Source organism: Aerococcus urinaehominis, from assembly GCF_001543245.1.
GTDB classification, from domain to species: Bacteria; Bacillota; Bacilli; order Lactobacillales; family Aerococcaceae; genus Aerococcus; species Aerococcus urinaehominis.
The window spans coordinates 1,130,026-1,152,352 of record NZ_CP014163.1 but is presented as its reverse complement, the minus strand read 5'-3'; the positions used below and the strand labels follow the sequence as shown (position 1 = coordinate 1,152,352).

The following is a 22,327-nucleotide window of genomic DNA, read 5'->3' as shown; positions in this document are numbered from 1 at the left end:
GCTTAATCCATTAATTTGGCTAGCACCTCAGCATATTGGTCAATTTTAGCTTGGGCATCTTCCAGACTCTCCCCAACTGTACCAATATAGAATTTAATTTTTGGTTCCGTACCTGAAGGGCGTACCGCTACCCAAGTGCCATCAGCTAGATAGTACTTCAAGACATTAGCCTGGTCAATAGCCATATCTTCCTCAGTGCCGTCTTGCTTAAAGCGTTTAGCACTTGCATAGTCTTCCGTTACCTCAATGGCAACCCCAGCTAATTCAGTTAATGGTTCTTGACGTAACCCATCCATCACTTCTTTAATCTTAGCAGCACCTTCTTGACCTGGTAAAGAAACGGAAATGGTTTTCTCTTGGAAATAGCCGTATTCTTGATAAAGGGCTTCTAGACCATCATAAACAGTCTGTCCTTGGTCTTTGTAATAGGCAGCAACTTCTGCAAGTAAAACTAGGGCTTGAATAGCATCCTTATCACGCACAAAAGGTTTAATTAGGTAACCATAAGATTCTTCAAAACCAAACAAGAAGCTTTGTGAGCCATCTGCTTCATACTGTTTAATCTTTTCCGCAATAAATTTGAACCCGGTCAATACATTAACAGTATCTACACCAAAGCTAGCTGCAATTTTGGCAGCCATTTCACCAGATACAATTGATTTCAAAATGACACCATTATCTGGCAGGCTACCTGCTTCTTTATGGGCGGTTAAGATATAGTGAGTCATTAAGGCACCAATTTGGTTACCAGTAATTACCTTATATTCACCATTAGGCAAGCGGACAGCTGCCCCCATCCGGTCGGCATCTGGGTCAGTGGCAATTAGGATATCAGCTTCATATTTATCACCATATTTTTCCGCCACTTCAAAAGCGCCGGGTTCCTCAGGGTTAGGTGATTTGACAGTTGAAAAGTCAGGATCTGGTGCTTTTTGCTCATCAACATAGATAATCTCTTCGAAACCTGCTTGTGCTAGTGCACGCTCAGCCATCATTTGGCCGGTACCGTGCAGAGGTGTATAGACAATCTTGATATCCTTATGCTTATCAATAACTGCTTGGTCAATAGTGACAGTCTTAAGGGCTTCCAGATACTTGGCATCAATTTCTTCGCCAATAATATTGATGATGTCAGCAGCAATTAATTGCTCTTGGTCACCTACTTCAATCGCTAATGGATCAGAGATATTTCTAACAAATTCTGTTAAGCGGTCTGCATCAGCTGGCGGCATTTGACCACCATCCGCGCCATATACTTTATAGCCATTATATTCAGGCGGATTATGGCTAGCTGTAATCATAATGCCAGCAAATGATCCGGTTTCTCTAACTGTAAAAGATAGTTCAGGTGTCGACCGTAAGCTTTCAAACACATAAGATTTAATGCCATGCTGGCCTAGGGTGCGGGCAGACTCCATGGCAAATTCAGGTGACATATGGCGTGAGTCATAGGCAATCGCTACACCAGCTGCCACAGCTTCATCCCCATAACTTTCAATCAATTGGGCCAAACCTTCGCTAGCCTGGCGAACCGTATAAATGTTCATGCGGTTAATACCAGCACCTAGCACCCCGCGCATACCGGCTGTACCAAAACTTAAGGGTTGGTAAAAAGCATCCTCTAGCGCCTTTTCATCCTCAGCTAATTTTTCTAAATCCTGACGGATATCTTGATCTAAATGGTCAGCTTCTTGCCAATGTTGGTAGGTATCTTGCCATGCCATATTAAACACTCCTTTATTAAGTCTCTTTTAGCTTTTTTATATCTCTAGCGAACGATGTTCACGCTTTCATTATAGCATACGTCCTCTCTTTTGCCTTCCCTAAAAAATAAAAAGCTAGGACAAATGTCCTAGCTTGAAATCTCGCTGGGGGTATAAGCTGGTCCACCAGCTAATCCTTTAAGCTTTCTAAATAATGGTAAGCCTCTTGGCCACCGGCACCACCGTCACCAACGGCTGTGGATACCTGACGTAATTTTTTCTGGCGGACATCGCCGACAGCAAATACACCAGGAATCTTGGTATGCATATTCTCATCAGTAATAATCCAGCCTTCTTCATCAGTAATCCCCAGGTCTCGGAAGGGCTCCGTATTAGGCAAGAGACCAACATAAATGAAAACACCGTCAGCAGGCTCTTCGTGTTGTTCACCAGTTTGTGTATCTTCTAAAACCACACCCGTTACTGTCAGGTCATCTCCTTTAATTTCCTTAACCACCTGGTTCCAGTTAAAGGACACCTTGTCGTTAGCAAAGGCACGATCCTGCAAGATTTTTTGCGCCCGCAATTGGTCCCGGCGGTGAACAATATTGACCGTGTCCGCGTACTGGGTGAGGAAGGTGCCTTCTTCAACTGCTGAATCGCCACCACCGACTACTTTTAAATTTTTATCTTGGAAAAAAGCCCCATCACAAACAGCACAGTAGCTAACACCCCGGCCATTATATTTTTCTTCTCCAGGAACATCCAAGTTACGATGAACCGATCCCGTCGCGATAATAACGGCCTTGGCTTGGTAGACCTGGTCACTTTCAGTGATGACTTGGTGGTCACCACCAGCTTGATCAGCCGGGATAAAGTTTTTAACCTGGCCGTAAGCATATGACACACCAAATTGCATTGCTGACTCGTACATATTATTAGCTAAGTCCGGTCCAGAAATATGCTTAAAGCCAGGATAATTTTCAATTTCAGCGGTATTAATCAGCTCACCACCGGGTACACCCCGCTCTAGCATCAATACATTCAAATTAGCCCGAGAAGCATACAGGGCAGCCGTCATACCTGCAGGTCCGGCACCAATTACGATGACATCATATTGTTTTTCTGCTTCAGTCACTAATACTCCTCCTTCTTAGCCTAAAGGCTATCCTCTAAACTCAATAAGTAGTCGGCCAAGTCTTCCTTAATTGGATGCTTAGTCAGACCATACTCGACAATGGTTTTCATATAACCTAGTTTGTCCCCGACATCGTAACGCTGGCCGGTAAACTCTAAAGCAAAGACCCGCTGTGTTTTATTTAAGCGGTCAATGGCATCAGTCAATTGAATTTCATTGCCAGCCCCAGGTTCCTGGTCCTCCAGCAAATTGAAAATTTCCGGTGTTAAGAGATAGCGACCAATAATTGCTAAGTTAGATGGGGCCTGGTCTGGATTCGGTTTTTCAACAAATCGGCGCACATTATAGAGGCCTGGTCGATATTCGCCCTCTGGGTCTATCACACCATACTTATCGGTGTCCTGGTGGGGTACTGGCATAACAGCAATAGCTGACGCATGCGTTTCCTCATAGGCACCGATTAGCTGCTTAGTTAAAGGTTCTTGGTCTACCATCAAGTCGTCCCCCAACATTACCACAAAAGGCTCATTACCTACAAAGGCTTTGGCTTGCAAGACAGCATCCCCTAACCCCCGTGGATAAGCTTGGCGTTTAAAATACAAGTTAAGACCGACTGTCTCTTGGACTAACTCTAATTTCTCAATATCACCACGCCGCTTTAGCAGGTGCTCTAATTCAATATTAGAATCAAAATAATCTTCAATCGGCCGCTTACTTTTACCCGTAATTATCAAGATATCTTCAATCCCTGATTTAAGCGCCTCTTCAACAATAAATTGAATAGTTGGGCGATCCACAATCGGTAGCATTTCTTTGGCCATGGCCTTAGTAGCTGGTAAAAAGCGGGTCCCTAAACCCGCTGCTGGTATAATGGCTTTTCTTACTTTTGTCATGACAGTCTCCTTAATTATTTTCGCGGCTAGCATCAGCAAGTTGACTAGCCATGGATACCTCACCCTTACCCTTGCGGCGCATCAAGTTATTTATCACCTGGCGGATAGGTTTTTCTAAGTAAACCACATCATAGATAGCTTGGGTAATGGGCATATCAATCTCTAATTCAGCCGCCAATTCATTAGCGGCAATTGCCGTAGAAATCCCTTCAACGACCATTCTAGAACCACCCTCAACTTCTTTAACAGCTTGACCTTGGGCAATCGCCCGACCGGCCTGCCAATTACGGGAATGGGGGCTGGTTGCTGTAACCACTAAATCTCCCACACCCGATAGTCCAGCAAATGTTAGCGGGTCGGCTCCCATGGCTACGCCTAAACGAGAAATTTCAGCCAGCCCCCTAGTTACCAGCGCTGCCTTGGCATTATCCCCGTAACCGAGACCAACTAAGGCTCCCGCCCCCAAAGCAATAATATTTTTGAGGGCGCCACCTAGTTCCACACCAATCACATCGGTATTCGTGTAAACACGGAAGAAATCGTTAGAAAATAAAGTCTGAATCAAACGCGCAGCTTCATCATCCTGACTAGCCGCTGTAATCGCAGTAATATCCTCCCTAACCACTTCTTCAGCATGACTAGGACCCGAAAGGACCACCACACCACGATAATCAAGGCCGGCTAAACTATCAGCTAGAACCTGACTGATACGCAGATGGCTACCTTGCTCCAAGCCTTTGCTAGCATGCATAATTACTGGCACAGAACGGTCACTAGTTCGGTCCTTCAACAGATTGGCTACCTGACTAGCTAAAGTTCTAATAGCTTTTGTCGGCACTACAAAACAGATAATATCAGCAAAATCCACGGCGGCAGCCAAATCCGCACTTAATTGAATATTAGCTGGTAAAACATAGTCAGCTAGATAGTCAGCATTTTTACCTGTGGCTCGGATGCGCTCAATTTGGCCTTGGTCTCTAGACCAGAGCAAAACCTCCTGCTTGTTTTTAGCTAATACACTGGCTAGGGCTGTGCCCCAAGATCCAGCTCCTAGAATACTTACACGCTTAGACATAGATGCTCCTTTATCTAATTTAAAAACCTCTAATTTCGCTGTAGTATATCCGGTACTTATCTCTTTGTAGATAAATAAAACCAATAATACCAGCCAAGACTAGAATTAAAGACAGAATTTGCGATACCCTAACAGGTCCTAGCATTAAACTATCGGTCCGCATACCTTCAATAAAGAATCGGCCACAACCGTACCAAATACAGTAAAGAGCCGTTGTTGCGCCTTCCTTAAGCAGGTGCGGTTTAGAACGTAAATAACTAAGGACAGCAAAACCCACAAAATTCCAAATTGATTCATAAAGAAAAGTGGGGTGGTAGTAAGTACCATCTATATACATCCCTTGTACAATAAATTCAGGTAGGTGAAGGGTCTCCCGTAAAAACGCTACTGATACCGGACCCCCATGAGCCTCTTGATTAACAAAATTACCCCAACGACCGATAGCCTGAACTAGTAGCAGATAAGGGGCCATCACATCTAGAATAAATAAAAAGAGTATACCCTGACGGCGACAATACCAATAAATTGTTAACACAGCAGCAATAATCCCACCATATATAGCAATCCCACCGTTCCAAATTTGCACAATTTCACTGAGATTATGGCGGTAATAGTCCCATTCAAAAATAACATAATAAAGGCGGGCTCCGATAAAACCGATAGGAATTGCCCACATTAACATATTTAAAATAAAGTCTTCATTGAAGCGCTTGGACTTAAATTCCCGACACCCCAAACTAATACCAATAAACATGCCAAGGCCAATAATTAAACCATACCAATAAATAGGCCAACCAAAAATATCAAAAGCTACCGGATTAATCGTCATACTTGTAAGCATAGCTGTCATCTATCTCCTCCGCTATTTTGAGCAATCAAATCACTAAGCCGCTGTTCAAAGGCCTTAGCCGCATCGAAGCCCATGCTCCGCGCCCTAAAGTTCATAGCTGCTACCTCAACAATATTCGAAATATTCCGGCCCATCTGTACCGGTAGCGTAATTTTGTTGACGCGAACACCTAAAATGTCAACCATTTCCGGTTCATTCCCTAGGCGGTCAAATTTTTCACCAGGCTCCCAACGCTTGAGATCAATAATCATATGTAATTGTTGTCTCTGACGTACCGCCCCAGCACCATAAAGATTCATCACATCAATAATACCTAGCCCCCGAATCTCCATCATATTTTGAAGGATAGCTGGTGCTTCGCCCATCAGGGTGTTCTCATCCCTTTGGAATAGATCAACGCGGTCATCCGCCACCAAACGGTGGCCATTACGAATTAACTCTAGGGCTGTTTCGGACTTCCCAACACCAGAAGAACCAGTCAGCAAAATACCTAAACCGTAGACCTCAACAAACACCCCGTGGACCGATTCACGCTCAGCCAGACGAGCCTGAAGATAGTTAGTTAGAGACGAAGATAACTGGGTGGTTGCTTCTCTTCCTGATAAGACCGGAATTTGGTTTTCGCCTGCTGCCTGAATAACCTCATACTCGGGTTGGAAATGACGAGAAAAAATAAAACAAGGGGTTTCTTCACGTGACATGCGCCGCATAATCAGCAAACGCTCATCACTAGTCATCTTGTTCATATAAGTGTATTCAGTCCGGCCAAAGAGTTGGACCCGTTCAGCCGGATAATAGTTAAAATAACCGGTTAATTCTAAGCCCGGCCGCTGGATGTCACTAGTGGTAATGGGTCGATTTAAGAATTCTTCACCACTGATGACCTTAAGTTCTAAATCTGTTACCAGATCGCTAACAGTCACATTCTGCATTTTTTTGCTCACTCTCTATGCTTATTCTCCATCATTTTAGCATAAAAGCAGGATGGGTTAAACATGGGGGCATGGCTAGATAAAGCTAAAAATACCTGACACCTCCTTAATTAATATAAATACCCCTAAAAGCTAGCCTGATAGACTAAATTTTAGGGGTTGAAGCGTATATTTATCTTAATTTATGGCCTTAATAACTATCTATGTCCAAGCACGCGGTCTACAAACCAGTGATAGATTGAAAAGAGCATCGCCATTAAAATAGCATAGCCAAAGCTAGTAAAATTGAAACCACTGGCAAAAAACCAGGACGTTATCACTAGCATAAAACCATTGACCACCCAAGAAAATAGGCCTAGGCTCAGTAAATTCAAAGGAAAAGATAGGATTTTAGCAATTGGGCGAATAAATTGATTAACAAAAGCTAAGACAACTGCAACTAATACAGCTGTCCCAAAACTAGCAATATAAACATCGGGTGCTAGCAACATAGCTAATAAAAATAGTCCCAAGGCATCAATCAGGATTTTTAGGATAAAGGTCATTAAAAGTCACTCCATTGGTCATCATTTTGGGGATCATCATCGGCGGGACGAGCCTGATAGATGCGCCGGCCATTCTTTTTCCGGTGGTCATCTACCCTGTCGTAGGGACGCTTACTATCTACCGGTAATTGCCAGGCTAAAAAGGCATAAACAACAAGGGTTAAAGTGCGACCGAAAAGCAGTAAAATAACTGCAATAAAGCGCACTAAGCCGGCATCAATACCTAGGTATTCGGCAATACCACCGCACACCCCAGCAATTTTTTTGTTATAGGCTGATCGATACAATTTTTCTTTCATCTACATCCCTCTTTCTATTTAATCCAGATGTCGCCAGCCAAGGTTTCTAAGTCAACATTTACAAGGTCTCCTTGCCCCTTACGACTGAAACTAACTCGCTTATTGAAACTATCCTGGCTAAGCAGCTGACTGATAAAATCATCTTTGTAAAATCGCAACTGGCCACTCTTTATTTGGGCCTGACCTTGAACCGGTAAGTGGTCGGGTAGATTAAGCTTGACCTGGCCATTTTTACTGGTCATAGCGATATCGCCTAAATCATCATTAACTAAGCTAGCACGCAGGCTGCCATTAATTGTCGACATTTTTAGGGATCGTACACCACCGACTAGGCGGATATCTCCCGATAGCGTCTTGAGTACCTGGGTCTGACCAACCACCTGGTCTAGGTTTTGGCTACCGTGTTTTTGGTCAATGTCAATAAATTTTGCTTGGATATCAGTTAGACTAATCTCTCCATCAATAGCCTTTACCTGAAAATCGCCAACTTCAACTTGGTCAACCGAAATCGGACCAGACCAAATAGATAAATCAATTAAGTCAAAATAGTGGTTAGGCAGACTAATTGTTAAGTTCATACTCATCGCCTTAGCATCGCCACTAATGGTTAAAATTTGGTCATCCAAGCTAAGCTGACTACGATTACGGAAAGCAGCCCCAGCTGTCTCCTCTGCGTAATCACCAATCATTTTCCCCCAAGCATGAACAATCACTTGGTCTTGGTTATGACGATTTATTTTTATGCTTCCTTTACCGACATTGGCCCGGATAATCTTAACCTGGTCCCCAGGATAGATAATCTCCTGGTCATATTGGTGGGAAATTAATTTAGGAATGGGGACACCTAGGCGTGTCTTTTCAAAATCAATCGTCTTTTGAACATTGTCTCGCAGGGTCACCAGGCCATCTGCCAGCATTTGCCGCCAATCTGTACCAGGTTGCTCTCCACTCTGATATCCATCTTTGTGGGAAGCTGTTTGCGTCTGTCCTTGCTCAACTTGGTCTTGGCCATGGCCATCTACTTGGTCCACATAACCCAAGTCCTGGGCTAGCTGGGCAATTTGCTGGTCTAAAAGGCTAATATCTGCTGCCAATTGCTCACGAGCATAATCCTGAAAGTCTTCGGTTAGGCTGTTTAGCTGGTCTTGTTTAGCACGTCGTTGGTTCAACAACTGTTGGTAACGGGCCGCTAACCCTTGCTTGGACTGCCCTCTAGTCTGACCAGTCTCAGATTTCGCTTGGCTCGTGTCAGTTTGATTATTCGCATGATTAACTTGATCTTGGTAATTTGCTAGTAGAATATCTGCTTCAGCCTGATTCAGGCTGCCGGATTCAACTAGTCCTAAAATTCTTTGGCGGTAATTTTCTTGCACAATAGTCGCCTCCTTGTAAGACTATTATCAAGCTTTTTTTTTCAACCGTCATGGGCCTAGAGACTGATTTTAATTAGGGGTAAGGGTCCTTACTCGGCTACCCTCTGGTCCGGTTGTGACTTGTAATTGCGCAGGAATTTGTGCTTTTAAGGCCGCCACATGGGAGATAATCCCAATTAACCGGCCTGAGCTCTGCTGGAGGTCTATTAAGCAATCTAAGGCTTGCTGTAAGGATTCTTGATCGAGACTACCGAAGCCTTCATCAATAAATAGTAGTTGGACAGCTCGTCCCCCAGAGACAGCTTGCATCACTTCACTGAGTCCTAGGGCCAGTGCCAAGGCTGCCTTAAAGGATTCACCACCAGACAGAGAATCCACACTGCGTGATTGACCAGTAAAATAATCAATGACTTCGACATCAAGCCCTTGGTAGCCTCGACCTCTGAGTTCTTTTTGTCTGATAAAGCGGTACCGCCCTTGGGTCAACTGTTTGAGGGTTAGATTAGCAATTGCCAGTACCTTTTCAAAATATAGGGTCAGGATATAGGTTTCAAAAGTGATTTTCTTATCTCGACCTTCCCCATTAGCGACTCGGTTTAAACTAGCTAATAAGCTATAATCTCCTGATAACTGATGGTAGTTGGTATCGCTTATTTGCCAAGATTTGATTGCCCTAGTTAGGGCTTGGTCTTGACCGATTAGCCGCGTTAGCGCCTCTGATTGTCGGTCAGCCTCAGCTGCTAATTCTGCCGCCTTCTGTTGATAGCTAGCCCGGTCTTGGTCTACCGCTAACTGGCTAAATTTTTTGTCTAAGTGCTTGGCTTGCTCTGCTAAGGCATAGGCGGTCTGGTCCAACTCTTTGAGCTGTTGACCTAAGTCTTGCCAGTCGCAATCTGCTTGGTGAAGAGTTAGTAATTGGTCTTCAGACCAAGCCAATTGTGCTAGCTGGTCCTGATAAAGCTGATAACTAGCCTGACTAGCTTGCTTGGCTTGGTCTCTCTGGTCCTCAATCAGCTCATAGCGACTAGCCAAGCGAACACCCTCCTGGTCTAACTGGTGCTGCCAATTTTCTAAGCGTTTGGCCAATTCTTGGTGAGCCTGGATACGCTGACTCAACTCCTGATAATTTTTCTGCCATTGGTCTAAATTGTGCCAGTCCTTATTTTGGTCATAACTGGCCAGCTGTTGGTCAATAGCTTCTAACTGAGCCTGAATCCGAGCTGATTCGTGTGTCTGTTGACTCAACTGATCTTTAAGTTGGTTTAATTGGGCTTGGTCATTCTGACAAGCTGACCTTAAGCTTTTAAGTTGTTGCTCTTGTTGGTGGTAGCTGGCTACTTGGTCTTCCCAGACTTGCCAGGCTTGATTTTGCTGGGCTAATTGCTGGGCTAAATCATTGCTGATTTGGTCTAAATCCAAGTCCTGCCAAGCCATCTCGACTAATAACTGATCCAAATCCTGGTTATACTGAGATAGTTGAAAGGACAGTTGGTCCAAAGTAGACTTCTCTTTTTGTAGCCTTTTTTCGGCCTGGTCTAGCTCAGACTGGCTGACAGTCTGGCTAGTTAGTAGGGCTGGCTTGGGATGGTCAAAACTACCACAAACAGGGCAGGGTTGGGCGGCTTCTAAATCTTGGGCCAAGTAACCAGCTAAATTGTCATAATAATCCAACCTTAGTTCTTTGAGCTTTTGGCTGGCCTGGTCATAAGCTTGGCGTTGGCCTTGATAAGAGTGATTGGCCTGGTCACGACCTGCTAATAAGCTTTGATAACTAGCTAACCGGTCTTTAACTTGGCTCAGATGATGATCCCGGTGGCTTAATTGGTCCTTGTCTCGGTAGAGGGCCTCCATGTCAATCAACTGGCTCTCAAGCTGGTTTAATTGCTGCTGATGACTAGCTAAATGGTCAGTCTGCTGGGCTAATTGGTCCTTTAAGCTTTGACTAGTTGCCAGTTGACCACTGAGTTTTTGCTTACTAGCCTGGCCTTGCGCTAGTAAATCTTGGTAACGGCGGCCAGCTTCGATATCTTGACCTAATTGGGTCAATTTATCCTGGTCACTGGCTAAAGTTGCCAGGGCTGCTTGCTGGCGATCTTGTTCTGCTTGATAGGCCTTTTTATCTTGGTCATATTTTTCCTGGTCTTGTTGTAAATGCTGCCAGGCTTGATTTTGTCTTGCTAAAGCTTGCTGGTCCCTTTGAAAGGCTTGATAAGCCTGATAGGCTGGCTGGCTGGCCTGGTAATTTTGGTAGGCCTCCCTTTGGTCTGTTACCGCTGCTTGGTCAGCTGCTAAACGCGCTTGGCGCTTTGCCAAGTCATCTTGGTCACTAAAAAGATTGAGGATATCCCGATGGCGGTCTTGGGCTAATTGACGCAGTTTGATAGCTTGGTTTAGATCTTGTCGTTGCTTAGATAAGTCTTGTTGTGCTTGAGCTAACCAAGCCAAAGCCTGGTCACTAGCCTCCTGGTCAAAAATATTTTTTAACTGGTCTTGAGCTTGGTCATCAAAAAGCGCTAACAAGTGGTCTTGAGCCTGGCTTAAATCCTGGTGGGCCTGGTCGGCTTCCCGCCTAACTAACTTAAAACGTTGACCCAAACTTTCTTGAAAAGCAGCTATGTCTTCGGTGGCGAAGATATTTCGAAAAATAGGCATCTTATCGCTCGTTTTGGCTGTTAGTAATTTTTTAAATTCTCCTTGGGGCAACAAGACAATTTGGCGAAATTGATTATAAGTTAGGCCAACTAAACTTTGTATTTTAGCTTCCACTTGCTTAGGATCCCCCTCATAAGGAGCAAGACTGACACCAGCATTCACTTGGACAACTGGCTTTTTCTTACCCGGGCCCATTTGATTGGGCCACCGCTCAACTGTATAGGCCTGACCTTGAACTTCAAAAGTAAACACCACCCGGCATAAATCGATATCTGATGCATATTGCGATTTCAGCTCATTCGTCTGACGACTTGAACCAGAAGCTTGACCATATAAGGCATAGACCATAGCATCAAATATCATGGTCTTTCCTCCACCGGTCGGGCCACTAATCAAGAAAACACGGTGGTGATAGAGATCAGCGAAATCAATAGTCACTGTCCCTTTATAAGGACCAAATGCAGTAAAACTTAGGCTAATCGGTTTCATCTTGTCCCTCCTTTTGGCTGGCCTGATAAATTTCCTTCACCAAATCCAGCTGTCTAGTGCTCATTGCCTGCCCTTCAACCTGCTGGTAAAATTTACCAAAAAGATTGGGCAAATCCTGGTCTGCTAAATCGACCTCTGCCATTGTAGGTGCTTCTAAGGCTACTTCCTCATTAAAATCTAAGTTAATATATTCCATGCCCATCAGGTAAGGGTATGATTGGCGTAACCGATTGACTGCATCGTGAATTAAAACCTTATCTGTTAGTTCCAGAAAGACATAATCACTAGTGCCATCCTTAAGTAATTCAGCGAAATTCGCCCTAATAATTCTTAAATCACGCACTGGTTTAAAAAAGTGAGACTTCACTAAAAGGTTATCCTTGGTCAAGTCCACTTCTAAGAATTGCTTCTTATGGTAGGCTTCTGACTTGGAATATTTGAGTAGAGAACCTGCATAACGAATATGGTCATTAGCCACTTTCTGGGCTTGATGAAGGTGACCCAAAGCTACATAATCAAAACCCTTAAAGGCTTGAACAGGTACAAATTCAGCAGTTCCGATCTCCAAGGGACGCTCAGAGTCTGACATAGTCAAGTCTCCCCCGGCCTGGTCGCCACTCGCTGCTGTTACATAGCCATGATAAGCAACAATATTGATACGACCAGAATCCCACTGGTCTCTAATTAAATCAAGCTGGTACTGGCAGCCATCCTGTAAGTTCTTAATAGTAGCTTGGGGGTAGACTTGTCGTAAAGCACTAGTCGATGCGTAAGGTAAGAGATAAACATCTGCCTGGTCAATCTCAATTTTAACCGGCTTAGAACTAGGCTGGCCGACCAGATAGAGCTGGTGGTGGGCTAACAGGTCGCTCGCATAATCAATCCGATCTGCCGAGTCGTGGTTACCGGCAATGACACAAATAGGACAAGTTAAAACTTGAGTCATTTCCGTTAAAAGCTGGTTCACTAAGCGGGTAGCTTCAGCACTGGGCAGAGACCGGTCATAAAGGTCGCCACTCATAATGACCAAATCAGGTTTTAGTGCAACCACCTGGTTTAACCAATCCCTAAGCAGGGCTTCCTGGTCAGCTAGCAGCGAATAGCCATTAAGCAGCTTACCGATATGCCAGTCAGCCGTATGGATAATTTTCATAGATACACCCCTTTACATGATTATGAGACAAAAAGCCAGCTGGCCGCCTGCAAGCAGGCAGTCATCTGACTTCATTTAAAACTTACTAGTCCAATATTTTCTTCAAGTACTGACCGGTATAAGATTCGCTAACCTGAGCCACCTCTTCTGGTGTGCCGGCAGCGACTAATGTGCCCCCGCCTTCGCCGCCTTCAGGACCTAAATCAATCAGGTAGTCCGCACTCTTAATAACATCCAAGTTATGCTCGATAATTAAGACTGAATTCCCGGCATCAACCAAACGCTGGAGCACGGCCAGGAGTCTTTTGATATCATGGGCATGCAAACCGGTGGTTGGCTCATCCAATATATAAATCGTTTTTCCTGTTGCGACCCGTTGTAGTTCAGAAGCTAACTTCATCCGTTGGGCCTCTCCACCGGATAGGGTTGGAGCCGGTTGACCCAGACTGATATAGCCCAAGCCTACATCTACGATGGCTTGCAATTTACGTTTAATTTTTGGTACAGCCGCAAAAAATTCTAGGGCCTCTGACACTCTGAGTTCCAAAACTTCGGCAATATTTAAGCCCTTATACTTAACCGCCAGGGTCTCCGCATTATACCGGGTGCCATGACAGACCTCACAAGGGACAAAAACATCAGGTAAGAAGTGCATCTCAACTTTTAAGATACCATCACCCTTACATGCTTCGCAACGGCCACCCTTAACATTGAAAGAGAAGCGTCCCTTGCCATAGCCTCGCAACTTAGCTTCATTAGTTTGAGCAAAGAGCTCACGAATATCATCGAAAACTGAAGTATAAGTAGCCGGATTCGACCTCGGTGTCCGCCCGATTGGACTCTGGTCAATATCAATGACCTTGTCCAAATTTTCATAACCAGTCAACTCTTTGACTTTACCATGGCTGACCTGAGCCCGATTAAGCTCAGCTAAGAGATAGTTACGTACGACTTGGTTAACTAAAGAAGATTTTCCAGATCCTGATACTCCTGACACAACAACCAGACGCCCTAGCGGAATATCGACATCAATATCTTTGAGGTTATTTTCAGCAGCCCCGCTAACCTTAAGCCAACCCTTATCCTCCTGGCGACGTTGGCTAGGAATTTCAATGGCTTGGCGGCCTGATAGATAGGCACCTGTTAATGAATCCCGGTTACTAGCTACCTGGTCAGGTGTACCAGCAGCAACCACTTGGCCCCCTTGGTCACCAGCACCAGGTCCCATATCAATCAGGTAGTCGGCTTCAAACATAGTTTCCTCGTCATGCTCAACCACAATCAGCGTATTACCTAAATCACGCATCCGTTTTAAAGACTTGATTAAGCGGTCATTGTCGCGTTGGTGAAGGCCAATAGATGGCTCATCCAAGACATACATGATACCTGATAGGTTAGAGCCAATCTGAGTAGCCAGCCGGATACGCTGTGCCTCACCACCCGATAGGGTTGCCGCTGACCGGCTCAGGGTTAAATAATCTAAACCAACTTCTGATAAGAAGTGGAGGCGAGAATCCAATTCCGCTAGAATCGGTTGGGCAATCAATGTATCTTGATTTGATAAATCTAGGCCTTCAAAAAAGGCTAGGGAGCGTTCGATTGGCATATCAGTAATTTCAGCAATATCCAGACCGGCCACTTTAACAGATAATGCTTGTTGGTTAAGCCGCTTACCATGGCAAGTCGGACAAGGGAGCTCCTGCATATATTTTTTCATACCTTCACGCATCATCTCAGAAGCCGTTTCATCATAACGCCGGCGCACATTAACAACCATGCCCTCAAAGACAATGTCCTTATCTCGAACCCGGCCAAAGTCATTCTCATAGTGGAAATGAAATTTCTTACCTTGCGACCCATAAAGCATGAGATCTTGCTGGTCCTTGGTCAAATCTTTGAAAGGCTTATCAAGAGGGACACCAAAAGCTTGGGCCGCCTGAGTCATCATCTGCGGATAATAATTAGACGTTTTGGAATCCCAAGGAACTAAGGCGCCATCCGCCAAACTTTTTTCGGGCTTCAAGGCTAAGTCGAGATTTACTTCCAAGCGCGAGCCAATGCCATCACAATCCGGGCAAGCCCCAAACGGTGCATTAAAAGAGAAAAGGCGGGGCTCCAGCTCACCAACAGTAAAACCACAATGGGGGCAGGCATAGTGTTCTGAAAAGAGAATTTCTTCGTCACCAATGACATCTACCAAAGCATAGCCATCTGCCAAAGCCAGCGCTGCTTCCAGAGAATCAGCCAAGCGGGCGCGAATGCCTTCTTTAATCACTAGACGGTCGATAACAATATCAATATTGTGTTTCTTATTCTTATCTAGTTCAGGATAGTCATCAATTTCATACATGTCTCCATCAATTCTGATGCGGACGTAACCCTGCTTTTGCACATTAGCCAGGATACGTTTATGCTGGCCCTTTTTGCCATAAACAATTGGCGCCATAATTTGAATACGACTGCGCTCAGGCAGGGCTAACAACCGCTCTAACATTTGATCCAAACTTTGACTAGCAATCGGTGTCCCATCATTAGGACAGATAGGATGACCGACCCGAGCATAGAGTAACCGCAGATAATCATTAACTTCCGTAATTGTCCCTACTGTTGAGCGCGGATTACGGTTGGTTGTCTTCTGGTCAATAGAAATAGCTGGACTGAGGCCCTCGATACTATCAACATCAGCCTTTTGACTGTTGCCCAAAAATTGGCGGGCAAAAGCCGATAAACTTTCCACATAGCGGCGCTGACCTTCAGCATAGAGCGTATCAAAGGCTAGGGAGGATTTACCTGAACCTGATAGGCCAGTAATAACCACGAATTTGTCACGGGGAATCTCCACATCAATATTTTTTAAATTATGGGAACGGGCCCCATGAACCTTAATTGCGTCTTTCAAACATGTCACTCCTTGACCTTTTTAGTAACACCGAACATATGTACACTAGTATAGTTTATCATAAGTCAGACAAAAAATTGACTGCTAAAGCCTAGCTAGAGTAGGAAAATAAAAAAACTCACCTCTTTGAGGCAAGTTTTTTCTGTTTTTATAATTGGTGGTTAAGGCATGACAAAATAATTAACCAAAACGGCCTGCTACATAATCAGCAGTTTGTTCTTTATCAGGATTGTTAAAGATTTTTTCAGTTAGGCCGTATTCAATCACCCGAGATTTACCGGTTCCCCGCTCAGGATCAGCATAGAAGAAGGCTGTGTAATCAGAAACCCGGGCAGATTGCTGCATATTATGGGTAACAATTACGATTGTATATTTTTCTTTTAATTCTTGAACCAGGTCCTCAACCTTTAAAGTAGAGATTGGATCAAGCGCAGAAGTTGGTTCGTCCATGAGTAAGACATCTGGTTTAACTGCTAGAGCTCGGGCAATACAAATACGTTGTTGCTGACCACCAGATACGGCTTGGGCATTCTTGTTAAGGTCATCTTTAACCTCATTCCAAATTGCTGCCCCTTTGAGTGAGGTCTCTACTAACTCATCGAGTGTCTCCTTGTCCTTGATACCATGGGTACGCGGACCATAGGCAATGTTGTCGTAAATTGACATTGGGAAGGGATTAGGTTGTTGGAACACCATGCCAACATTTTTACGCAATTCATTCACATCCACGCTCTTATCGTAAATGTTCTTTCCTTCTAGCGTAATTTCACCAGTAATCTTACAACCTTCAACTAAGTCGTTCATCCGGTTTAAACTCTTCAGATAGGTTGACTTACCAGAACCAGATGGGCCGATTAAGGCAGTAACTTGGTTCTCATACATTTCCATATCAATTGAATCTAGGGCTTGAAAGTCGCCATAAAATAAGCTCATATTCTTTGAAGCCATTTTTACTTTATTTGTGCTGTTAGCAGCCATTACTATTGTCCTCCCTTAGCAAAGCGGTTAGATAACCATGTTGATAATCCGTTAATCAGTAAAACGATAATTAATAATACGACACCTGTAGCATTGGCTTGGTCCCGGTGCAAACCTTCTGAGGAAAGGATATACATATGGAGCGCCAAGGTCCGACCTGAAGAAAAGAGACTATTAGGCAAGTTAGTTGCTGTCCCTAAGGTGTACATAAGAGCAGCAGTTTCTCCAACAATCCGACCAACAGCTAAGATAATTCCTGATAAGATCCCCGGAACGGCAATTGGTAGCACTATTCTAAAGATTGTCCGTAGCTTACCTGCGCCCAGACCATATGAACCGTGGCGTAAGCTATCTTTAACCGACATCAAGGCTTCCTCAGTATTACGAATAATAAGTGGTAAGACCATAATAGCAGTCGTCAAAATACCTGAAATCAATGAATACTGGAAGCCGGCCGCATTAACGAAGGCCAACATACCAAACAAACCGAAAACAATTGAAGGCACCCCAGTCAGGGTATCAGTAGCGATTCGGATTAATTCAACCCACTTGTTATTTTTACCAGCATACTCAACTAGATAGAAGCCAGCAAAAACGCCTAACGGCACCGCAATAAGCAGGGAACCCCCTACTAGATAGAAAGTAGTAATAATTGATGGCATCATTGAAACATTGTCAGTTGTATAGTTCCAAGCAAATAGATCTAAGGACAAATGTGGAATACCGTTCCATAGAATATATAAGACAATAAAAACTAACCAACCAAAAGTGATTAGGGTGAAAAAATAGGTAAGCGCACGTAATAATTTATCCATTTCCTATTTCCCCTTTCTGGTAACAACTGCAAAGATTGAATTGATAATCAAAATAAAGACGAAGAGCACTGCACCAGTTGCAATCAGAGCTGCTTGGTGGTCGCCAGAAGCATATGCCATTTCCAAAACAATATTAGTGGTCATAGTCCGGACACCTGAGAAAATGGAGTTCGGGAAAATGGCCTGGTTTCCAGCAACCATTACCACAGCCATGGTCTCACCAATGGCCCGTCCAATACCTAAGATAACAGAAGCCACAATACCTGACTTAGCGGCAGGCACCATGATTTTATAGGCTGTCCGGTCATGGGTGGCTCCCAAGCCAACTGAAGCTTGATAGTAAGCCTTAGGAACCGCTCGGAGTGATGACTCTGACATAGTGATAATAGTTGGTAAAATCATAATACCTAAAACAATGGATGCAGCTAGAATACCCATACCGTTAGAGCGAGCACCAATCGTACGAGCAAAGTTACGGATAACCGGTACAATTACCACCATACCAAAATAACCATAGACAATCGATGGAATACCAGCCATTAAATTGACAGCCGGTTTTAAAATTTTATGCAGCTTAGCAGGACAATAGTAGGCCATAAATACCGAGGTAAAAATCCCAGTCGGCACCCCCAGCAGGACAGCTCCAAGGGTTACATAAAGCGAACCAACAATCATCGGGGCAATGCCGTAAATTTCACCTCTTGGCGCCCATTGAGAACCAAATAAGAAATCAGTAAAGCCATATTGAGCCATGAAGGGGATACCGCCAACAAAAATAAAATAACAAATAGCAGCGAGGGCAAATATCGACATAGCAGCCGACAAGAAGAATACCCACTTCATAACGCTCTCTAGCGTATTATTTTTCATCTTAAACTCCTCATTTTATTTCAAATCTCAAAAATAAGAGGTTTGATGGCACAAACCTCTTATTTAGAATAGCCTAGAATCAGCATCTAGCCTAGTCTAAGCTATCCCTATTTTCTATATTATTGAACTTCGGTCCATGAAGTAATCGTACCAGTAAAGATATCACGAACTTGGTCTAAGCTAAGGTTTGATACTTGGTTGTCGTTGTTAACAATAACAGCGATACCGTCCATAGCGATTGCTTCGCCAGTAACTTTACCTGCTTCTTCCTCAGATAGGGCCCGAGAAGCCATACCAATATCAGCAGTACCATTTTGAGCAGCTTCAACACCAGCAGATGAACCATTAGCAGTAATATTTACTTGCACACCGCTGTTAAGTTTCATATACTCTTCAGCCATCTTTTCTAATACTGGTGCTACTGAAGTTGAACCAACGACGTTGATTGTGCCTGATTGGGAGCCATCACCTGCGTAGGCAGCCGCATCAGATTTAACTGGTACGTAGCCTTCGTCTAAGGCAATTTGTTGTCCTTCAGCAGAGAAGATGAAATCATGGAAATCTTTAGCAGCACCCTCTAAATTATCTTTATAAACAATATTAAATGGGCGGGCAATCTTATAAGAGCCGTCAGCAACAGCTTCTTCAGATGGCGCTACACCTTCAACTTGTAAAGCTTTAACAGAATCATTTAAAGAACCTAAAGAGATATAACCAATAGCATTAGGATCTTCTGAAACAGCAGTGATTACTTGGTCAGTACCATTTTGAATGGTTGCATTAGGGTCAGTGTTATCAACATCATTTTCATCTAAAACGCCTGTGATTTCAGTAAAGGCATCACGTGTCCCAGAACCTTCTTCACGAGAGATAACGAAAATGCCATCTTGGGCACTACCGCCACCACATGCGGCTAAGGTTGCTACCGCACCTAGCGATAATATTAATTTAGAAAGCTTATTCAATGTCATTGAAATACCACCTTTTCTTTTTGTCATGCCTGATAAGGTCACAAGACCATTGTATAATTTAATTGTAAATTTTGTGTATAATTTTTAGTTAATTGTCAGGTTTATGTAAAAATAACGTTACGAAACCATTACAATCATGTTACAAAGAAAACTAGTTATCATTTATAGGCAAGTAGACCGTAAAAGTCGAACCTGTCCCTAATTCACTGGTCACTTCAATACGCCCATTCATGACTTTTACTAAATTTTTAACAATTGCCAGGCCTAGACCGGTTCCCCCAGAATCGGTAGACCGTGATTTAGATACCCGATAAAAACGCTCGAAAATACGACCCAAATCTTCTCGAGGAATCCCGATACCGTTATCTTGAACCTTGAAAACAACAAAAGCATCATCAATCGTATCGACGACGATATCAACCTGACCATTTTGAGGTGTATAGTTAATCGCATTAACCAGCAAATTAGTTAAAACCTGACTCACCCGACCATAGTCACCATTAAAATAGACAGGGCGCTCCAGAGGCGAATTGACATTGACCGCTATCGACTTATTTTGGGCTTGAGGGCTTAGATGTATAACAATATCTTCCACCAAGTCATTAGCGTTAACACGTTCCTGACGATGACTAACCTGGTCTTGCTCAATGCGAGCCAGGTCCAAGATATCGGTAATCAAGGCCGACAGGCGATTGCTCTCTTTTTGCATGATTTTAACGAAACCAATCGTTGTCTCTTTATCATCAATTGCCCCATCTAAAAGTGTTTCTGTAAAACCTTGCAGGGCTGTCACTGGTGTTTTCAATTCGTGAGAAGCATTAGAAATAAAGTCGCTCCGAACTTTCTCCAAACGACGGATTTCCGTAATGTCATAGACCAACATAATGACTTGGTCGTTAAAATCATCTGCCAAACCGTCTTCTTTTATATAGAGCACATTAACATCAAGAACCAGTTCACGCGGAAAATAAAGGTAAATTTCATCACTAACATTCACCTTATCCTGGTAAGCTCGATCAATTAACTGGATGAGACGATAGCCTTCAATCACCTGACGATAATCTTTATTCATAATATCTTCCTTAATATCAAGGATGTTTAAGAAAGCATTATTCACAATTTGGATTTTCCGATCTTCATCAATTAGTACGACACCAATGATTAGATAATCAACCAGGGTAGCCATGCGGTGGTCTTGGATAGATAATTGCACTTCCTGGGCTTGTAAATTTTCAGCCAATCGATTAATACTATGACCGATTTCATCAAATTCTGCCAACTGCATAGGACGGTAGGGTTGGTTGTAATCATGCTGGGCAATCCGAGCTAACTGGTAATTAATCGTTTGAATAGGCATATTAATCCGACGAAAATAAAAGTACAAGAGGGCCAATAAGATAATAACAGCTAGCACCGAGGTCGTCGTCGCTAAACGAAAAAGTCGGTTTTGAATCGGATGAATATCAGGCACCTGCCGGATAATTTGCAGGTAACCGAGCATTTCCCCCTGGCTATTCCGTAAAGGCTCAGCATAAATATGGAGTTCCTTGTCATGGTCTTGGTCAGACACCTGGACCACATCAAATTCTCGACCTTTATCATCTAAAGTTGGCAGGTCTCGGGCCTGAAGTTGAAAGTTTTTGAGCCCTCCCTTACCAGCTGCAAAACGTTCCTGGCCAGCAGGATCATAGACAACGACCCGCTCCTGAGGATTTATCAAAGCAAGCATATTATAGCGCGTATCCTGCCATTTTTGGCTGTCATTGGCCACATCTGCTAATGCCAAGCTCCTAAAACTAGGACGTAAACTATCAGCCCGTTCTAAAAGGTTAGCTTGGGTTTCTTGCTGGACCATATTTTCAACCACTTGGTTGGTATAATACGCAAATATAAAACTATATAAAATAAACAACAGCGCGAAGACTGTTGTTATATAGAGTGTTAATTTCTTCACGAATCCGGCACCTCAAATTTATAGCCGAAGCCGCGAACCGTGATAATGTACTCAGGTTTTTTTGTGTTGCGTTCAATTTTCTCTCGCAGATGAGAGATATGGACATCAACAATGCGAGTGCCACCGTTATAGTCAAATTCCCAAATTTTCTGCAAGAGTTGCTCACGTGATAGGGTGCGATTAACCCGGTTAGCCATATAGTAAAGGAGCTCAAATTCTTTAGGGGTCATATCCACCGCCTCACCCCTGACGAAGACCTCGTAATCACCATAATAAATCTCAATATCTCCGACCTTGAGGCACTCAGAACTTTCATCCTCAGTTGGCTGGCTGTCCTTATTATGGTCCTGTTGGTTTTTACGATAGCGGCGACGAATTGCCTTCATCCGAGCCGTTAATTCTCGTGGACTGAAAGGCTTAACCATGTAATCGTCTGCTCCAATTTCTAGACCAACAACCTTGTCCGTCTCATCATCCTTAGCAGTCAGCATCATTATTGGCACATCGATATCTTTAGCTCTGATTGCCTTACAAACGTCTGCTCCATCCATCTTAGGTAGCATTAAATCTAAAATAATAAAATCATAGCGCTGATTTAAGGCTTTATCCAAACCTTCCTGACCGTCAACAGCCAAGTCTACTTGGTAACCTTCTTTTTTTAGATTGTATTCTAATAACGTCCTGATTGACGCCTCATCATCAACAACTAAAACGCGTTGATCCATCATTCTTCCTCCA

18 protein-coding genes are annotated in these 22,327 nt (G+C 43.6%); all 18 read right to left on the bottom strand.

What is annotated here, in order from left to right; all coding sequences use genetic code 11:
- Window positions 1-2: 2 nt before the first annotated feature.
- Complete coding sequence (locus AWM75_RS05250) at window positions 3-1,724, bottom strand: phospho-sugar mutase (protein ID WP_067979164.1); 1,722 nt, start codon at window positions 1,722-1,724, stop codon at window positions 3-5.
- Window positions 1,725-1,893: 169 nt separating this feature from the next.
- Window positions 1,894-2,784 carry a thioredoxin-disulfide reductase gene (gene trxB / locus AWM75_RS05245; RefSeq protein ID WP_067980891.1) on the bottom strand — a complete coding sequence of 297 codons (891 nt, stop codon included), beginning with the start codon at window positions 2,782-2,784 and terminating at the stop codon, window positions 1,894-1,896.
- Window positions 2,785-2,861: 77 nt separating this feature from the next.
- The gene (gene galU / locus AWM75_RS05240) at window positions 2,862-3,734 is read right to left on the bottom strand and encodes a UTP--glucose-1-phosphate uridylyltransferase GalU (RefSeq protein ID WP_067979162.1); all 873 of its coding nucleotides are present in this window, start codon (window positions 3,732-3,734) and stop codon (window positions 2,862-2,864) included.
- Between the two features lie 10 nt (window positions 3,735-3,744).
- Window positions 3,745-4,809, bottom strand: a complete 1,065-nt coding sequence (locus tag AWM75_RS05235) for an NAD(P)H-dependent glycerol-3-phosphate dehydrogenase (protein WP_067979159.1) — start codon at window positions 4,807-4,809, stop codon at window positions 3,745-3,747.
- A 19-nt stretch (window positions 4,810-4,828) separates the two neighbouring features.
- Entirely contained in the window at window positions 4,829-5,650 is an 822-nt protein-coding gene (gene lgt, locus AWM75_RS05230; RefSeq protein ID WP_067980889.1) for a prolipoprotein diacylglyceryl transferase, read from the bottom strand.
- A 5-nt stretch (window positions 5,651-5,655) separates the two neighbouring features.
- Entirely contained in the window at window positions 5,656-6,591 is a 936-nt protein-coding gene (hprK, locus tag AWM75_RS05225) for an HPr(Ser) kinase/phosphatase (RefSeq protein ID WP_067979157.1), read from the bottom strand.
- A 197-nt stretch (window positions 6,592-6,788) separates the two neighbouring features.
- Window positions 6,789-7,136, bottom strand: a complete 348-nt coding sequence (locus AWM75_RS05220) for a phage holin family protein (protein ID WP_067979154.1) — start codon at window positions 7,134-7,136, stop codon at window positions 6,789-6,791.
- Window positions 7,136-7,435 carry a PspC domain-containing protein gene (locus AWM75_RS08615; RefSeq protein WP_074572602.1) on the bottom strand — a complete coding sequence of 100 codons (300 nt, stop codon included), beginning with the start codon at window positions 7,433-7,435 and terminating at the stop codon, window positions 7,136-7,138. Before AWM75_RS08615 ends, AWM75_RS05220 begins: the two co-directional genes overlap by 1 nt.
- Window positions 7,436-7,449: 14 nt before the next feature.
- Window positions 7,450-8,808 (bottom strand): DUF4097 family beta strand repeat-containing protein, encoded by a 1,359-nt coding sequence (locus AWM75_RS05210; RefSeq protein ID WP_067979151.1) that lies wholly within the window; start codon window positions 8,806-8,808, stop codon window positions 7,450-7,452.
- 69 nt (window positions 8,809-8,877) lie between these two features.
- A complete protein-coding gene (locus AWM75_RS05205) occupies window positions 8,878-11,949 on the bottom strand; it encodes an SbcC/MukB-like Walker B domain-containing protein (RefSeq protein ID WP_067979148.1) in 3,072 nt (1,023 codons plus the stop codon).
- On the bottom strand, window positions 11,936-13,102 hold the full coding sequence (locus AWM75_RS05200; RefSeq protein WP_067979145.1) for an exonuclease SbcCD subunit D: 1,167 nt from the start codon (window positions 13,100-13,102) through the stop codon (window positions 11,936-11,938). Before AWM75_RS05200 ends, AWM75_RS05205 begins: the two co-directional genes overlap by 14 nt.
- 85 nt (window positions 13,103-13,187) lie before the next feature.
- Window positions 13,188-16,001: an excinuclease ABC subunit UvrA gene (uvrA, locus tag AWM75_RS05195; protein WP_067979142.1), complete on the bottom strand. Its 2,814-nt coding sequence runs from the start codon at window positions 15,999-16,001 to the stop codon at window positions 13,188-13,190.
- Window positions 16,002-16,181: 180 nt separating this feature from the next.
- Window positions 16,182-16,979 (bottom strand): phosphate ABC transporter ATP-binding protein PstB, encoded by a 798-nt coding sequence (pstB, locus tag AWM75_RS05190; RefSeq protein WP_067979139.1) that lies wholly within the window; start codon window positions 16,977-16,979, stop codon window positions 16,182-16,184.
- Window positions 16,980-16,981: 2 nt separating this feature from the next.
- Window positions 16,982-17,794 (bottom strand): phosphate ABC transporter permease PstA, encoded by an 813-nt coding sequence (pstA, locus tag AWM75_RS05185; RefSeq protein ID WP_067979136.1) that lies wholly within the window; start codon window positions 17,792-17,794, stop codon window positions 16,982-16,984.
- 3 nt (window positions 17,795-17,797) lie between these two features.
- The gene (gene pstC / locus AWM75_RS05180; RefSeq protein ID WP_067979133.1) at window positions 17,798-18,664 is read right to left on the bottom strand and encodes a phosphate ABC transporter permease subunit PstC; all 867 of its coding nucleotides are present in this window, start codon (window positions 18,662-18,664) and stop codon (window positions 17,798-17,800) included.
- Window positions 18,665-18,783: 119 nt separating this feature from the next.
- A complete protein-coding gene (locus tag AWM75_RS05175; RefSeq protein ID WP_067979130.1) occupies window positions 18,784-19,635 on the bottom strand; it encodes a substrate-binding domain-containing protein in 852 nt (283 codons plus the stop codon).
- 151 nt (window positions 19,636-19,786) lie between these two features.
- On the bottom strand, window positions 19,787-21,502 hold the full coding sequence (pnpS, locus tag AWM75_RS05170; protein ID WP_143236692.1) for a two-component system histidine kinase PnpS: 1,716 nt from the start codon (window positions 21,500-21,502) through the stop codon (window positions 19,787-19,789).
- Window positions 21,503-21,585: 83 nt separating this feature from the next.
- Window positions 21,586-22,314 (bottom strand): response regulator transcription factor, encoded by a 729-nt coding sequence (locus tag AWM75_RS05165; protein ID WP_067979124.1) that lies wholly within the window; start codon window positions 22,312-22,314, stop codon window positions 21,586-21,588.
- Between the last annotated feature and the right edge of the window lie 13 nt (window positions 22,315-22,327).

Excerpts from the sequence above, each read along its gene's own strand:
- AWM75_RS05250 (WP_067979164.1), bottom strand. The coding sequence starts at position 1,724 with ATGGCATGGCAAGATACCTACCAACATTGGCAAGAAGCTGACCATTTA.
- trxB (WP_067980891.1), bottom strand. The coding sequence starts at position 2,784 with ATGACGGCTGCCCTGTATGCTTCTCGGGCTAATTTGAATGTATTGATG.
- galU (WP_067979162.1), bottom strand. The coding sequence starts at position 3,734 with ATGACAAAAGTAAGAAAAGCCATTATACCAGCAGCGGGTTTAGGGACC.
- AWM75_RS05235 (WP_067979159.1), bottom strand. The coding sequence starts at position 4,809 with ATGTCTAAGCGTGTAAGTATTCTAGGAGCTGGATCTTGGGGCACAGCC.
- lgt (WP_067980889.1), bottom strand. The coding sequence starts at position 5,650 with ATGCTTACAAGTATGACGATTAATCCGGTAGCTTTTGATATTTTTGGT.
- hprK (WP_067979157.1), bottom strand. The coding sequence starts at position 6,591 with ATGCAGAATGTGACTGTTAGCGATCTGGTAACAGATTTAGAACTTAAG.
- AWM75_RS05220 (WP_067979154.1), bottom strand. The coding sequence starts at position 7,136 with ATGACCTTTATCCTAAAAATCCTGATTGATGCCTTGGGACTATTTTTA.
- AWM75_RS08615 (WP_074572602.1), bottom strand. The coding sequence starts at position 7,435 with ATGAAAGAAAAATTGTATCGATCAGCCTATAACAAAAAAATTGCTGGG.
- AWM75_RS05205 (WP_067979148.1), bottom strand. The coding sequence starts at position 11,949 with ATGAAACCGATTAGCCTAAGTTTTACTGCATTTGGTCCTTATAAAGGG.
- AWM75_RS05200 (WP_067979145.1), bottom strand. The coding sequence starts at position 13,102 with ATGAAAATTATCCATACGGCTGACTGGCATATCGGTAAGCTGCTTAAT.
- pstB (WP_067979139.1), bottom strand. The coding sequence starts at position 16,979 with ATGGCTGCTAACAGCACAAATAAAGTAAAAATGGCTTCAAAGAATATG.
- pstA (WP_067979136.1), bottom strand. The coding sequence starts at position 17,794 with ATGGATAAATTATTACGTGCGCTTACCTATTTTTTCACCCTAATCACT.
- pstC (WP_067979133.1), bottom strand. The coding sequence starts at position 18,664 with ATGAAAAATAATACGCTAGAGAGCGTTATGAAGTGGGTATTCTTCTTG.
- AWM75_RS05175 (WP_067979130.1), bottom strand. The coding sequence starts at position 19,635 with ATGACATTGAATAAGCTTTCTAAATTAATATTATCGCTAGGTGCGGTA.
- AWM75_RS05165 (WP_067979124.1), bottom strand. The coding sequence starts at position 22,314 with ATGGATCAACGCGTTTTAGTTGTTGATGATGAGGCGTCAATCAGGACG.